Raw genomic sequence first — 15658 nt, forward strand, 5'->3', positions numbered from 1 at the left:
GTTATATAACGTGCTCTTTTTTATGTCTATCACAAGAGTATGACTGTCGGTAAATACCGCTTGGCAGTGACAGTGATAGCGATAGTAAGCCCTTAAAATCGTTCGTCTAGCGACTCTGTGGTATGGTTAAGTGCGGCAAAGCAGATATCGGTATTAAACCCTCTATACTGTAAAAAACGTAGCTGCTTGGCTTTTTCCTTTTGTTCAACTGGTATGTCATTACCGTATTTTTTGGTACGAGCTATCACCGCCAGTTTTAGCCAATCTACACCATCGACTAAGTTGTCTGCATCATCATCTACAAACTCACTAAATTCATCAGACTCAGTATTTGCCATATCGATTAGCTCATCGATGTTACCTGGCATAGCAATTTTCTTACGATAGAACTCTTGTTTGATCCGGCCACGTCCACGGCCTTTACGGATATTCTCACGTATCAGCATTAGGGTAGTGCGGTAATCACTTTGATACCCTTTTTCTTCAAACTCATCAAGTAGTGCGTCAATTTTTTCTGGGTCTTGTTCTTTGTCGATCAGCTTTTGCTTTAGCTCAGCTTTACCGTATTCACGGCGTGATAAATAATAAAATGCGAGCCAACGTAATCGACTTTCTGCTTTGATCGCATCGATTTCTGCTTGTTTTTGTTCAGGGGTTCGTAAGTAGGCTTTGAGCGCGGCTGGTATATTATCGTTTTGGCTGTCTGTTTCACTATCATTGATAGAAAAAAGCTCAGCTTCATGTTCTGAGTTTTTGGATAGCGGCTCAGTGCTACGACCATTATCTGTTGCTAAGCTGTTGTCAACTTCGTCATTCTGAATGTCGAGTTTGACTTCTGCCAGCATCTCTTTGATGGTTTGCGCTTCAGGGGGTTGATATGTAGGGGTGTCACTAGGCTCAGCGATAAAATTAGCCGCTGGATGAAAACGCTTTTTACGTTTTTTAGATTTAGAAGTCTTCTTTGACTTAGGAGAGGAGTCTTCAAAGAACGCTGTATCAGCAGTAGCGTCATTCGTGACTGAATCATCTTTACTTGAACGGATAGTCCGTTTACTGGATTTCTCTCGTTTTTTAGGCTCTTTCGTATGAGAATTCTTGGACGGTTTTTTTGGTTTGCTATCAACAGAACTAGCTGAGTCGGCACCCGACTCAGCTAGAATTTCAGCTAAGGTTTTAATTTTCATAATGAATCATAGTGACTGACAACGGTTAATCGTTAAACCATCATTGTACAGGTTCAGAAGCCTGTTCTGCTTCTTCAGTTTCATCGGCTTTGCTATTTTTCTTCGTACCAAGCTTTTCGTCACGAATCTTGTCTTCGATTTCTTGAGCAATGGCAGGGTTCTCTTTTAAGAAAAGCACAGAGTTGGCTTTACCTTGACCGATTTTTTCGTCGCCATAGCTATACCAAGAGCCTGCTTTGCCAACGGCGCCAATCTCCACGCCTAAGTCAATAACTTCGGCTAAGTGGTTAGTACCTTCACCGTAAGTGATTTCGAACTCAGCTTGTCGGAAAGGTGGTGCCATTTTATTTTTGATGACTTTGACACGGGTCTGGTTACCGATGATTTCATCACCGTTTTTGACCGCACCAATACGGCGGATATCCATACGTACAGAAGCATAAAATTTCAGCGCGTTACCACCAGTCGTAGTCTCAGGGCTACCGAACATAACACCAATTTTCATACGGATTTGGTTAATAAACACTACCATACAGTTAGAGCGTTTGGCGTTACCAGTGATTTTACGTAAGGCTTGGCTCATCAGGCGCGCTTGTAGGCCCATGTGCGAGTCGCCCATTTCGCCTTCAATCTCAGCACGTGGCGTCAAGGCAGCTACTGAGTCAATCACGATCATGTCGATTGCGCCTGAGCGTACCAACATATCGGTGATTTCAAGTGCTTGCTCGCCATTGTCAGGCTGCGAGAGCAATAAGTCATCAGTGTTTACTCCAAGCTTGCGTGCATAAACAGGGTCAAGCGCATGCTCGGCATCGATAAAGGCACAAGTACCACCTTGCTTTTGACATTCTGCAATAGCTTGCAGGGTCATCGTCGTCTTACCTGAGCTTTCTGGGCCGTAAATTTCAACGATACGGCCTTTTGGTAGACCTCCAATGCCAAGCGCAATGTCTAATCCTAGAGAGCCTGTAGAGACCACATCGACATCCATAATGGCCGAGTCATCGCCTAGATGCATGATGGTGTTTTTACCAAATTGCTTTTCGATTTGACCTAATGCCGCTTTGAGGGCTTTGGCTTTATTGTCGTCCATATTGGATTCCTTGTTTTCGGTAGTTAAGTTGATGCTATAAATAAAATATTGGTACTGTTAAAACCTTTGGCAAACGCATACTGACTGTTATGAAGTCGGCAATTATTGTTTGGCTGTTTTATAAAAAATAGGTTGTCACGTGACTGGTATAGGTAGTAGTATCGAAGGTATCGTTCTACTATACAGTAAAATTAAATAGTGAGAGAAGTAAAAATAAGTCCGTAACACACTGTCGTTATCGTTGTTTTTAAGTCAGACTTGGCGTGCTCATTACTTGACTCAATCTCTTAACGCTGTTGATTTGATAAGGTAATTATAACAAAAGCAAAGCACTATAATGAGCGTTGAGGGATGCTAGACGACACTATCTGTCGTATGGTATGAAGCTAAAATCTACGGAAATGATGCGATAGGCCGTTGTTGTTTTGAACCTTATAATAACTATGCTTGTCAATAGATTTAGGAGTTGTCCACAACAAATAAAAGGCTTATTTTTGCTAATTGTGAAACATTATGAAGAATTAAATTATTTTAGAAATTATTTAAAATAATTTTTTATGTGTATGAATTTAATGTAAGTTATTGATTTTAAATGTTTTATAAATTGTACAAAAAATGAACGATTTTACCTTATCCTTTAAGTTGCTTAGCTATAAAGTTGTCAAGTAGTGACTTATGCACAGGGTTATCCACAGCTTATGGGGAGAACTCTGTAAAGCCTTATAATACATAAGTTTACGTAGATTATTAGTATTAGGAATGGATTCTATATTTCGTTTTTAATCACTTTAGAGAAGCAGTTTTGTCTACAAACAACGCTATGAGCGCTATGTTTCACAAATTATAAATTTATCTTTTTTTATGCATAATCATACTATAGGCATTAAAAGTCAGGAGTATGACTCAAGATATACATCTAAGATGCCAGTAGACATAGTTATACATAGGATGTCTAGTATTTTTAGAGATATTTTCTACAGCCTATAGAAGGCCACAAAAAAGCGGCTACATCAGATAGCCGCTTTGTCAAAACACTTAAAAGTAAAGCTGTATTAATCAGTCTTTGATATAGATCAAATCCCAAACACCATGCCCACGGTCGAGGCCACGACGTTCAAACTTAGTCATTGGACGAAAGTCAGGACGCTCAGTGAAATTACCTGTACCTGCTTTGTTGGTCAATCCAGCGAAACCATCCAATACTTCAACCATCCAAAATGCATAATGCTCCCAGTCAGTTGCTGTATGGAACCAGCCGCCTTGTTTCAAGCTGCGCGTAACGATGGTCATACGTTCAGGACTGACAAAACGACGCTTATAGTGACGCTTCTTTTGCCATGGATCAGGGAAGTATAGCTGAATACGGTCGATATGGTTTTCTGGTAGCTGCTTGAGCAATTGAATAGCATCACCGTTGATGATTTTTACGTTGCTCAAATCTTGGGTGCCAGCCATATAAGCACATTTACCAATACCAGGTTCATGTACTTCTACACCGACAAAGTTACGAGTAGGATCAGCGGCTGCCATCTCAATAAACGAATCACCCAAGCCAAAACCAATCTCTACCGTAAGCGGCGCATCTGGACCGTTAGGGCTATCAGCGAATAACGTACGTAAGTTATCAATACCGGTAAGATCGCCATCACCAAAACTGTTATTGACCAAATACTCAGAAAACTCTGGAGCAGTTAGTGCAAGCTCAGCGTTTTTGTTCATGTGCGTACGGCGCTTCATAAACGTATTGACGATGCGGATATGCTTGTCAGAGGTCGGTTCTATCTCTTGGTTGGTGCTGTTATCGATATCGATAGGCTCGCTTGTGCTATTAAGGGTTTGCTCATCAGTAGTATCGGTACTATTGACGTTGTCATTGATATCAGAATGTTGACTCATAGGATTCGTAAGGCTTAATTAGGTGGGTGATGTTTGCTTATTATAAGTTAAATCCATACAACTGTGAACGGACAATCCTATTTTAGCGTATTTGCTGGTCAGTGCTATGGTTTCTCTATGTTACACATGGGTTTTGGCGTTATCATATAATGGTATCTTTTAAATGCTTTTTCTAAGAGTCAGTAAGTAGAGCGTGTTGCCATGTTATTTATCGAGACCGATTCACCGCCACCATTTTATCAAGAGTCGTTAACACTTACTAAACGTAAGCAGTTAGACAAGTGGTTCATAGGCAATCGTACCCAGCGTTATTATCTCAAACGCTTTGAGCAGTTTGATCAGCAAGGTTATCTGTCGCCAAAATGGCATTGGGCTGCGTTTTTTATCACTTTTCCTTGGCTGCTATATCGCAAGCGCTATATGGATGCGATTGTCTATAGTGTCGCAGGGTGGTCTTTTATCCAGCTTAATGTCGCGCTGGTGCTAGTCGCCTTTGAATTTATAGCGATGTCCTATGTACCAGATGCTTATCAGATGGCAACACGTATTGGTATTGCTGCTGTTATTTGGCTGTTTTGGTCGTTTATGGTGGCACGTTGGACGGATGCGTATTACTACCGAATGGCAAGGCGTGAGATCGCTGATGCGATAAATGATCATCCGCGAGATGAGTCAGCACAGAAGGCACATCTGCAGAGAGAAGGTGGCGTTAGCTTATTCGGACTGGCATTAGGGTTTGGTTTTTTTGCGTTTTCGCTATTAGTGATTAAGGTGCAGTTCTTACCGATTATTGCCAAGCCAAAAGCAAACGAAGTATTGTTTGATGCTTATGATATTGCAAAGAATGCCCAAAATCGAGTGGCGTTGATTTATCAACAGACAGGGCAGTGCCCAGTAAATTTGCCCCTGAGTACTGAGCAGCAGCAACTACGCATGCATGTCGATAGTCAGGCCGCTGGCGTAACAGAAACCGACTGTGCGGTAGTGGCAACGATTCAGAACGTGACGTTTCCAATACGCTACTTAAACGAGCAGACGCTGGTCTTTTATCATATACCAGACAGTGATAACTGGGATTGCACCAGCTCACTGAATAAAAAACAAGCCCCTAAAAACTGCATAGCTGATTAGGGGCTGTATTTCACGAGTGCTTGTAGGTGTTGCTAGTGCTGAGAGCTGATTCTTAGAGCTAGTGCTTAGAGTCCGTTGCAGTATCATCCTTTTCCTCAACTGGTGTTGCTTGGCTCTTTAACGCTTCATAAAAATCGGTCAAATCCATTTTACGTGCTTTACCAATATCTTCGTCAAACAAGCTTTCAAGCTCAGCCATTGCTGATTGCGCGGACTCAATCATGCTAGCTTCATCATCGTAGATAGCTTGTTGGCGTTCGATCAAGTCATCATCATAGTCACGGAATGTTTTTACTGTTTCTCGTGCTTTTTCTGGAGAAATACCTAATAGCTGTAGTGATTCGCGTGACATGTCCAAAGACGACAAATAAGTCTCACGCCAAATATGACGTACGCCAACTTCACGTAAACGATAATAGTGCTGACGATCGCGTGCTCTTGCTAATACAATCAGTTCAGGATAGTTTTTGCGTAAATACTGAGCGGTAGTGATAGAGCGTTCTAAATCGTCGATGGCAAGAATAAACACTCGCGCTTTTTGAATACCTGCCGCTCGTAAAATCTCAGGATTTTTCGGATCGCCATAATATACTTGGTTACCAAATTTTCGTACAAAATCTACTCGGTTTGCCGAGCGTTCAATGGCGGTAAATTCGATATTATGCATGCGCAGTACACGGCCAATAATCTGACCGACGCGGCCAAAGCCTGCAATAATGACCTGATGTTCATGATCGGGAATGGTATCATATTCGCGGCTCGGCTTGCTCTTGGCAAATAGCGGCTCACCCACTTTTTCTAATAACAAAAATGCCAGAGGTGTTAGCGCCATCGAGATGGTAACGACTAAGTTAAGAGTATTGGCAAGTTCGGGACGCAAGACATTTTGGGCAGTAGCGACACTGAACAAGACGAAGGCAAACTCACCACCTTGGGCTAGGGTCACACCCAATCGGATACTGGTAGGCCAGCGATTGCCTGATACTTTGGCAATACCTGCAATCACTGCAAACTTGATAAACATCAAGGCGAGGGCACAGCCAATAATAAAGATGGGCTCTGCCAAAATGAGTTTGACGTCGGTAAGCATACCGACCGACATAAAGAATAGACCTAATAGCAACCCTTTAAAAGGTTCGATACTGGCTTCTAATTCGTGGCGATATTCGGAATCTGCTAACAATACACCTGTCAAAAATGCACCTAATGCCATTGATAGACCGATTTGACCCATCAAGATAGATACGCCCATCACGATAAATAGCGCGACCGCTGTCAGTAGTTCTGACGCACCACTGGAAGCCACAAATTTAAAGAAGGGTCGAACCACGTAACGGCTGGCAAAAATCAGACCGGCAAAGACAGCAAATACCTTACCAAAATAAATTAAATCGTAGCTTTGCTCACGCACCCCTGATAAGAACGGAATGACTGCTAATAATGGAATGACCGCAATATCTTGGAATAATAAGATAGTAAAAGCTTCTCGACCATGGGTGCTCGAAAGCTGCTGTTTTTCAGTCAGTATCTGTAGTACAAATGCGGTAGAAGATAGGGCTAAACCAAAACCAACAATAAAGGCGGTATCTAGTTGTAAGGAGAAAAACTGATGTAATAGCCACATCAGTAGCGTACCAGTCAAACCGACCTGCAAACCGCCCAATACAAATATAGAGCGGCGCAATGCCCAAAGCCGCGAAGGCTGGAGTTCAAGCCCGATAATAAACAGCAGCATGACCACGCCAAACTCTGAAAAGTGCAATAGACTTTCAGCGTCGCCTGCCACATCCAAGCCACTTGGGCCCAATATGAGTCCAGTGATGAGATAGCCTAAAACCGTTGCAATGCCGAAGCGTTTACCGAGAGGGACAAAGAGCAATGCTGCTCCCAAAAAGATAGTGGCTTGCAACATGAGATTTGGTGAGCCGGCGGCGGCAGCAAACATCTGGGCTCCTTAAAAATTTGAATAAAATATACAATATAAAATCAACGTGACTAAAATCAGTATGACTAAAACGATATCGCGCTAGTATCTATTATTTTTTGCGATAAATTTTCCACACACCATTGTCTGCGAGCGGATTATTATAAGCATCGTTGCGGCGTTTGCGCGGTGTCTGGCGACTATCTACAATCTTAAAGTCAGGCAGGGCATGTACAATCAGACCCGTACGATAAAAGCGTACCCGCTCAGGCTCTAGCATCTCGCCCTTACTATCACGACAAAAAACATAAGCACGCAGATCGATAAATTCACGATGCGCTACCAGTCGCGCTTCCTCGTCATTCTCTAGCACCGCTGTCATGCGCTCAATTTCATCATCCGTATATTGACCACATTTATCAGTCAGGGCGCCTACTGATCCAAAGCTTTTAGATTCTTTAGCACGTGTCTTAGTTAAATGTAGGCGCTGAACATGATAAATGAATTGCGGTATTTCAAGGCTGGCAGGGAGCGGTAGATAGTCAGGTGGCATATTGGCCGCTGGATAAAAATCCTTTGCACGCTCAAGCAGATTTTGCCAACGTTGCTGATAGGTTTGGACCTCGGCTAAGTTGCCTTCGTAGATAGGCATATCACGGATTTGTCGCAAAATATCAGGTGGAAACTGTTCATTACGAAAATTTGCAATGTCTTCTTGCAGCGTTGATAACAAAACTTTGGCGTGTTTTTTGCCATCTTTTGATGCAGGATCATCGATATAGTCTGGGGCGACAAAGGGTGCTGAGCGTCTAGACATAGTGTTATATCATCAATAGATAGAGTGAAAATACCAAAAAGTATGATTATAAAAATTAACTGGGGTGCTAAACAAAACTTTATAATAGTTATTATAACCACATAAGCCGATTCGGACTTAATTTTTTTAAGTTGAATAAAACAAAAGTTTGTCGCAAATCATGACTGCTTTAATGTGATCTAGATTCTAGTTCTAATTCCACGTAACTTTTAGTATGAGCCAGTAACAGATGCCTATACTTGTATTTTCTAGGTCGTGTTTCAAGTTACTGACTCCTTCATTCAATCACTTAGCTGAAAATGTATCGTTAATGGTTATGACCAATATGATTATTACCATCAGGTGGCTGTCCCGAAATATCACAGACCAATGCATCGCTATGTGCGATATTCTGCGGGTGAGACGAGCTTTCGACCTGAATAGTAGCATGATGAATACCAAGCTCTAGCAGTCTTTGCTCGAGACTGGAAATTAGAATATTTGATTCATGGATACTCATTTCACCATCGACCACCACGTGACAAGAGAGTGCATTGAGACCGCTAGTAATACTCCAAACATGTAGATCATGTACTTTTTGTACTTGAGAGTCTTCGAGTAATTTTTGCTCTACATCGACTAGCGATATATTGGCAGGCGTCCCTTCCATCAATATATGCACAGAATCACGTACAACGCGGTAGCCACTGATTAAAATAAGTACGGCAACGATTACTGATGCCACTGCATCAGCCCATACCCAACCAAAACCCATCATGAGTAGCGCAGCGATAATCGCAGCTACTGACCCTAATAAATCGCTCAATACATGTAAATAAGCGCTTTGCATATTGAGGTTAACTGGTTCTGCATTATTAGGTTTCTGCTCTGCGATTTGGGCATCATCCGTACCATGACCATGACCATGACTATGACTAGGATTATGGCCGTGTGACTCGCCACCTTGACTACCTCGGTGCATTAGCCAAGCGACCAGAATATTGATCAGCATACCGATAGTCGCCACGATAAGCATGCCTTGGGTCGCAATTTCTGGCGGTGAGTTAAAGCGTTTGATCGCTTCATAAAAAATCATCAAAGCAATTATGACAAGTGTCGCGCCATTTACCGTAGCGACTAATATCTCAAAACGCTTGTATCCGAAGGTTTTCTGGTGAGTGGCCGCTTTTTCGCCGATTTTAAATGCGACCAAAGTGGCGCAAAGCGCTATCGCATCGCTTAACATATGCCCTGCATCAGATAGCAAGGCCAAACTACCGGTAAGCCAACCACCAATGGCTTCGATAAACATATAACCAGTAATGATAATAAAGCTGAACAACAAGGTACGCTGATAGCCCTTGGGGTCTCGTGCTGTGGTTGTCTGTTCTAGATGCTTATCACGATCGTGATGGCCTTGGTTTTCCTGAGTGTAGTTATTTTCTTCATCTTCGCGAACGTACTTAGGCACATCCTTATTATCATGCTGTTGGCTATGATTGTGCTCGTCAGAGTTTGGATTATTTGGATTCATAATAATACTCAAATTCGCTGATAGTTGCGTTCGATAGATGGTGCTTACTGATAAGTGACGTCTACTAATAAGTGATGCTTGCTATGACTATGGACAGAGAGAGTAGGCGTAGAGCCTTTTCCGCATACCATTTGATGGTTATAAATTTAACATAGCCAAGCATGAGAAGCTGTAACGACGAAGTAAACATGATAAGGAGATGAGTAGAAAGATATACACCCATTTGTTGAGAACTGAGTAAGAACTACCAACCGACAGGATCAATATCCAAAGTGAGCTTAAGGTATTTAGCGCTTGGTAGGGCAAGCACTGGCTGCCACCACTGTCCCAACACATGGTGCAATTGACGACGGTCTTTAGCCAGTAGCAAAAGCTGTGCATGGTAGCGGCTGTTCTTTTTACTCATGGGCGCATCAATAGGACCGAGAACAGCGAGGTTATGAGCATTCGGCAAATGCGCAATAGCATCCTTGAGTGCTTGAGTGGTAGCTGCTAATGTTTTGCCTTCGCAGCGTATCAATGCCGCATGTCGATGAGGAGGCAAGCCCATCATTTGACGCTCTTGCAGTAGCTCGCGTGCAAATGACAAGTAGCCGTCTTTGACCAGTTTCAATAGTAATTCGTTATCAGGTTGCAACGTTTGAATCAATACGCGACCAGCTTTGTCACCTCGACCAGCACGGCCAGCTACCTGAATCATGAGCTGTGCGGTATGTTCTGGTGAGCGGAAATCTGCTGATAAAAATCCGCGATCGGCATTGGGCAAGCAAACCAGCGTGACATTGGGAAAGTGATGACCTTTGGCAACCATCTGTGTACCGACCAATATAGCCGGGTTACCTCTATTGATTTGCTCGTAAATGTTTTCCCAGCTGTCTTTGCGTCTTGTGGTATCACGGTCTATCTGAATAATCGGATAGAGCTCTTTGCTAGTTTGAGGATTAGCAAAGATTGCGTGTAGATTTTCACTGAGCCTTGTCGTTCCCATGCCTTTTGCATCTAGGTTTTGACTGCCACAATCAGGGCATACGGTAGGGATATAGGCTTGCCAATCGCAATGATGGCATTTCAAATAAGAGTTGCTTGAATAACTGTTTCGTTGGGATTGGCTATTATAGTGGACGGTCAGATGAGCGTCACAGCGCGGACAATCTGCTTGCCAGCCACAAGCCTCGCACAATAGAACAGGCGCATAGCCACGACGGTTCAAAAATATTAGTACTTGATCACCAGCTTCTAGCGTTTGCCGTATCGCCCCGATCATGGCATCCGTCAGCCCTGTATCATAGCGCGCACCGTCATCTTGGGCTTGTTGATGGGTGCTTTGCAAGCGAGCATCGATCAGTTGCATGGTTGCAGGCTTGGCATTACCTGGACGAGTAAGCAGTTGGTATTCTGCTAGTTTGCCATCATCGACCAGTTTTAAATGCTCAAGAGAAGGCGTTGCAGTACCAAGTATCACTGGGATTTTGTATTGCAAACCTCGATAGAGAGCGACATCAGCGGCATGATAACGTAATGTGTCTTGCTGCTTGTACGAGCCATCATGCGCCTCATCAACGACAATCAAGCCTAAGTCTGCAAAGGGGTATAGCACAGCCGAACGTGTACCGATTACGATTTGTGTATGACCCGTACGGCAGTCTTGCCAACCTTGTAAGCGATGAGTATTGGTCATGCCAGAGTGTAATAGCACAATATGGGCGGCAAACCGACTGGCAAATCTTGCCCGTGTTTGCGGTGTGAGACCAATCTCTGGTACTAAAATAAGAACCTGTTTACCAGCTTCTAGTACAGCTTGCATCGCTTGCAGATAGACCTCGGTTTTACCACTACCAGTAATGCCGTTGAGCAGAAAACCAGTATAAGTATCTGATTCGTGTGCAGCAATGATAGCGTCGACAGCAAGTTTCTGCTCATCATTGAGATCAAGTGGCATTTTTGCCAGTTTGACTGGAGTAGGTGCTTGTTTTGGCTGAATATAGCGCTCGACTAACCCTTTATCTTCTAGCGTCTTTAAAAATGCTCGTTGCATACCTTCTAGTAGCAATACATCTTCACTTGCGCCGTGCTGACCATGTAGCTTTAGCATATCGAACTGCTGCTTTTGTTTCTTGGCATTGGCTCGAAAATCATCATCAGTGATATGAGGCAAAATCCGCCAATGGGTAATCAGCAAGTCTAATGGTTTGCCTTGACGGACAAGGCTTGGCAGGATAACTGCTAACACGTCTCCAAGCGGATAGTGGTAATAGCGCGCTAACCAGTAGGCAAGCTTGAGCATGTCCGAGTCCAAAATAGGCTCAGCATCTAGACATTTATTAATGGGTTTAATTTTATTAACAGGTACGCTGCTATCGTCTTGTGAAATATGAGCAATCACAATACCAATCAGAGTCTGACGACCGAATGAAACCTCAACACGGCTGCCAATTTGCGGTATCGCACTGTCTGGCAAAGCAAGCATATCAGCTGGTAGGCTATAGTCAAACACCCGATAAAGGGGAACGGGCAGAGCAACTTGTACCAACATAAACGGCTTCGCAGTCTTATTAGGTGAATATGAGATCAGAATAATAGAACGGAGACCAATAAGCTTAGCATGATGCTAAGCTTATGGTGATATGACTTATAGGCTGTTGCTAAAACTAGCATTTAATAATGAGCGCTTAACAATTAGCACCTAATATTAAGCATTCAATATTGTCTTATTCGATATAAAGAATAGACTCAATTTCTACCACGCCACCTTTAGGTAGAGCAGCTACTTGAACGGCAGCACGGGCAGGGTATGGCTCGCTTAGATTGGCGACAAACACTTCGTTCAAGACAGCAAAATCACTTAAATCCGTCAAAGATACATTGAATTTGACCACGTCATTTAGACTGCCACCAGCTGCCTCACAGATAGCTTTGATGTTTTCAAATACTTGCTCAGCTTGTGCTTTAAAACCTTCTCTTAGCTCCATCGTGTCAGGATCAAAACCAAGCTGACCTGAGATATAAACAGTATTGCCGACTTTTACAGCTTGTGAATAAGTGCCGACCGCTGCAGGTGCTTTATCAGTTTGGATGGTTTGACGAGTCATGGGATGTCCCTTTTATATTTTATGTGATTGATTCATTGCTACTAGAATAGTAGTTCTATTTTAGCTATTTGCATCACGACTATAGCAGTGATGCAAATCAGCAAATGCGCTTATTATAATTGATATAACCGTATAATGTTAGGGAAACCTAGCAGCGAACGTAGTTCACGGATACCCTGTGCTAAGTGGTTGCGACTACGTACCACGATATGAATGATGGTATCCGTATTGCGAACATCAACGGTTTCCACACCCATATTGAGCTGGCGTAAGTGATAGATAACTTCACTGATTTGCTCGTCACTAAGCGCAATAGAGAGCTTTAAGTAAGCAGGAAAACGAATCTTGCCGCTGTTTTTTAGATCGTGCTCACCGATGTCGCCTTGTTTGACCGCATTGTCATTGCGCCAACGCAATTGGATCACCTGATAAGGATTGTCCTTACGGATATCGTCCAGTGAGAAACATTTATGACGATGAACGACCAAACCATGACGTGATAGATGCCCTACGATAGGGTCGCCATATATCGGATGACAGCAATTGGCAAAATCAAGCTCAACGCCAGCAGCATTTGCAATCAGCTGTTGCGGCTGGGTCATGTCATCGCTATGTACTTTTGCCTGTAGGTCGCTCAGCTCATCGCTAAATAAACGTGTCACGACTAGCTGAGGAAGTAGCGTACCTGAGCTTATTTGTTCAAATAACGCATCTTTTTCAGTTAGGCCGCGCCATTCAGTCAGGTCTTTCCAGTCAGCATCTGTCAAATCATCAAAACTTTTCTGATGCGTTCGGAGTGCACGATCTAATGCTTGCCTGCCATGGTGTTGTTTGTCAGCGACAGATAAATCTTTAAACCAACGTAAAATCTCTTCACGAGCTTTGTTAGTCACTACAAATCCTAACCACTCCGCTTTTGGTTCTGAATGACTGTTTACTTCTATCTCAACGGATTGTCCGTTTTTTACCACAGTGCCAAGTTTTGCAGCTTTGCCATCGATATTTGCACCAACGGCAACGTTACCAATCATAGGACCGACCGCGTAGGCAAAATCTAGCGCGGTTGCACCTTGCGGAAGCTCGTAAGCACGCCCTTGAGGACTGTAACAAATGATTTTACTAGAATGCAGGTAATCCATCAGCTCATTAATAGTAGAGACTGCCGCTGAGAAATCAGGACTATTTTCATTCAGATTGTCTTCATCAACCAAATCTTTCATGTTGCGCAATGATGCTTGGATGACCGATTGACTCACATCAGATGCATGCTCTGCCCCGATGACACCAAGTCTTGCAGCGCTCTGCATTTGCTTGGTCAATATAGTGACTTTTACCACGTCATTGTCACGCTCATAGATGAGGGTGAGGGACTGGTTACCACCTGGCAGCGGACGACGAATATTATCCGCAATATGGGTATCATCAATCTGATATTTTTTGATTAAGTAATAGGCCAGCTTGTCGCAGGCTTCGATATTGTCGAGGACGATTTCAAACGCGTAGTGACGCAGTAGCGCATTAATCTCACCGCGATTGCGGAAAAACTGACGATATATGACCACGCGATTGTCTAAGACTTTGACCAGACCATTAAGATCCAAGTTATTTAGCACGATACTCAAATAACGATGAATGGACTCTCTTTGAAAGTTACGTCCAAGCCCATGCTGTAGCAGTTTATCGGACAGCTTGTTGTACATATCGGAGTCTAAATTTCGATAACACAATACTTCGATATAGTCAGCAATATCATTCAGACCCATTAATCGGGCAAATGGCACATAAAAATCTAAGGTTTCTTGAGCTGTAGTGCGCTGCTTCTCGGGACGTACTGCGTCAAGCGTAGACATATTATGTAGACGGTCAGCAAGCTTGATAATGAGTACACGCGGGTCAGCAAGGGTGGCGGTCAGAATTTTATGAAAGGTGGCCGCTTTATTTTGCTGCTTGTTATGTGAAGAGGACTTTAGCTTGGTCACACCATCGACCAGTCTTGATACAATTTCGCCATAACGCTGCTTGATTTGCTCATCACTGACCTCGGTGTCTTCGACCGTATCATGCAGGATTGCTGCAATGATGGTATCTCGATCTAAGCGAAAGCCCGCTAGTATCTCAGCGACAGCGATTGGATGCGTGATATAAGGTTCCCCTGATTTGCGCTTGTCTTTAATGTGCGCAATATCTCCGAACTCACAAGCATCAACAATATCACGGCGCTCAGCAGCAGTGAGATAACCTACCGAACGTAGTAAGTTATATTGAGCATCATCGACGAGGTGATGACTGAGTTTGGGTAGGGTTTGACTCATAAAATGATGATCCTATTTTCCATGACCTACTTGTTGGGCCACTTACCGAAGCAAATGGAGGCTAAATAATGACCTACCATACAAAACTTAAGGATGAGTACGCCATTCTCTAATTAATCGCAAATCGCTTTCAATGTCAACTGATAAGCGTGGGGGCGATGAAAAAACTTCACTCAGTGGTCTATTTTAGGGATAAATGGTGACCAAAATAGCCAATACATTATTATTACAACCAAAAAACCACAGCCTATGCTGTGGTCTCTATAGTTGATCAAGATGTGTATTTAATTTATAAAAACACGATTGGCTTTATAAAATACATCTTATCAAAACAGCTTATTAGAAGCTGTGGTCGCCTGACAATGCTAAATCTAATGAGCTAGTAGCAAAATTATGCTCTGGCTGATTTAGGATATCGCGTGTGATTTTGCCAGCGGCAATTTCACGTAGTGCCAATACTGTAGGCTTGTCGTTATCAACGTCAACCAACGGCTCGGCAATACCTTTGGCCAATTGACGGGCGCGTTTGCTTGCGACCAAAATTAGCTCAAAGCGATTATCAACATTATCCAAACAATCTTCAATCGTCACTCGTGCCATAAATAGCTACCTCGGTTGTTTTTATTAGTAACGGACCTTGCCCGCCACTCAATAAAAATAATATCAAAAATATAAAGGGGGATAGCTAAATATTATAGC

General features: G+C 43.0%; 11 protein-coding genes. 1 reads left to right on the forward strand and 10 read right to left on the reverse strand.

Annotated features, from left to right (window positions below):
• Positions 1–92: 92 nt before the first annotated feature.
• The 3 genes from ABFV72_RS06760 to trmB form a co-directional block, all read right to left on the reverse strand.
• Positions 93–1184 (reverse strand): regulatory protein RecX, encoded by a 1092-nt coding sequence (locus tag ABFV72_RS06760; RefSeq protein WP_347162918.1) that lies wholly within the window; start codon positions 1182–1184, stop codon positions 93–95.
• A gap of 40 nt (positions 1185–1224) precedes the next feature.
• Positions 1225–2277, reverse strand: a complete 1053-nt coding sequence (gene recA, locus ABFV72_RS06765; RefSeq protein WP_101205782.1) for a recombinase RecA — start codon at positions 2275–2277, stop codon at positions 1225–1227.
• A 1056-nt stretch (positions 2278–3333) separates the two neighbouring features.
• A complete protein-coding gene (gene trmB, locus ABFV72_RS06770; protein WP_347162919.1) occupies positions 3334–4173 on the reverse strand; it encodes a tRNA (guanosine(46)-N7)-methyltransferase TrmB in 840 nt (279 codons plus the stop codon).
• A gap of 201 nt (positions 4174–4374) precedes the next feature.
• Here trmB and ABFV72_RS06775 point away from each other — a divergent pair, with 201 nt between their 5' ends.
• Positions 4375–5304 (forward strand): DUF2628 domain-containing protein, encoded by a 930-nt coding sequence (locus tag ABFV72_RS06775; RefSeq protein WP_347162920.1) that lies wholly within the window; start codon positions 4375–4377, stop codon positions 5302–5304.
• Positions 5305–5362: 58 nt separating this feature from the next.
• Here ABFV72_RS06775 and ABFV72_RS06780 read toward each other — a convergent pair whose 3' ends face one another.
• From ABFV72_RS06780 to rpoZ, 7 genes are all read right to left on the reverse strand, one after another.
• Positions 5363–7249: a monovalent cation:proton antiporter-2 (CPA2) family protein gene (locus ABFV72_RS06780; protein WP_114700593.1), complete on the reverse strand. Its 1887-nt coding sequence runs from the start codon at positions 7247–7249 to the stop codon at positions 5363–5365.
• 91 nt (positions 7250–7340) lie between these two features.
• Positions 7341–8045 carry a hypothetical protein gene (locus tag ABFV72_RS06785; RefSeq protein WP_102091894.1) on the reverse strand — a complete coding sequence of 235 codons (705 nt, stop codon included), beginning with the start codon at positions 8043–8045 and terminating at the stop codon, positions 7341–7343.
• Positions 8046–8352: 307 nt separating this feature from the next.
• Positions 8353–9558 carry a cation diffusion facilitator family transporter gene (locus tag ABFV72_RS06790; protein ID WP_347162921.1) on the reverse strand — a complete coding sequence of 402 codons (1206 nt, stop codon included), beginning with the start codon at positions 9556–9558 and terminating at the stop codon, positions 8353–8355.
• A gap of 244 nt (positions 9559–9802) precedes the next feature.
• A complete protein-coding gene (locus ABFV72_RS06795) occupies positions 9803–12091 on the reverse strand; it encodes a primosomal protein N' (protein ID WP_347162922.1) in 2289 nt (762 codons plus the stop codon).
• Positions 12092–12266: 175 nt separating this feature from the next.
• Positions 12267–12647, reverse strand: coding sequence for a RidA family protein (locus tag ABFV72_RS06800; RefSeq protein ID WP_057761400.1), 381 nt, complete (start codon positions 12645–12647; stop codon positions 12267–12269).
• 113 nt (positions 12648–12760) lie between these two features.
• Positions 12761–14959, reverse strand: a complete 2199-nt coding sequence (locus ABFV72_RS06805) for a RelA/SpoT family protein (protein ID WP_057761397.1) — start codon at positions 14957–14959, stop codon at positions 12761–12763.
• A gap of 339 nt (positions 14960–15298) precedes the next feature.
• On the reverse strand, positions 15299–15559 hold the full coding sequence (gene rpoZ / locus ABFV72_RS06810) for a DNA-directed RNA polymerase subunit omega (RefSeq protein WP_057761396.1): 261 nt from the start codon (positions 15557–15559) through the stop codon (positions 15299–15301).
• Between the last annotated feature and the right edge of the window lie 99 nt (positions 15560–15658).

Source organism: Psychrobacter proteolyticus (assembly GCF_039762275.1).
Classification (GTDB): domain Bacteria; phylum Pseudomonadota; class Gammaproteobacteria; order Pseudomonadales; family Moraxellaceae; genus Psychrobacter; species Psychrobacter proteolyticus_C.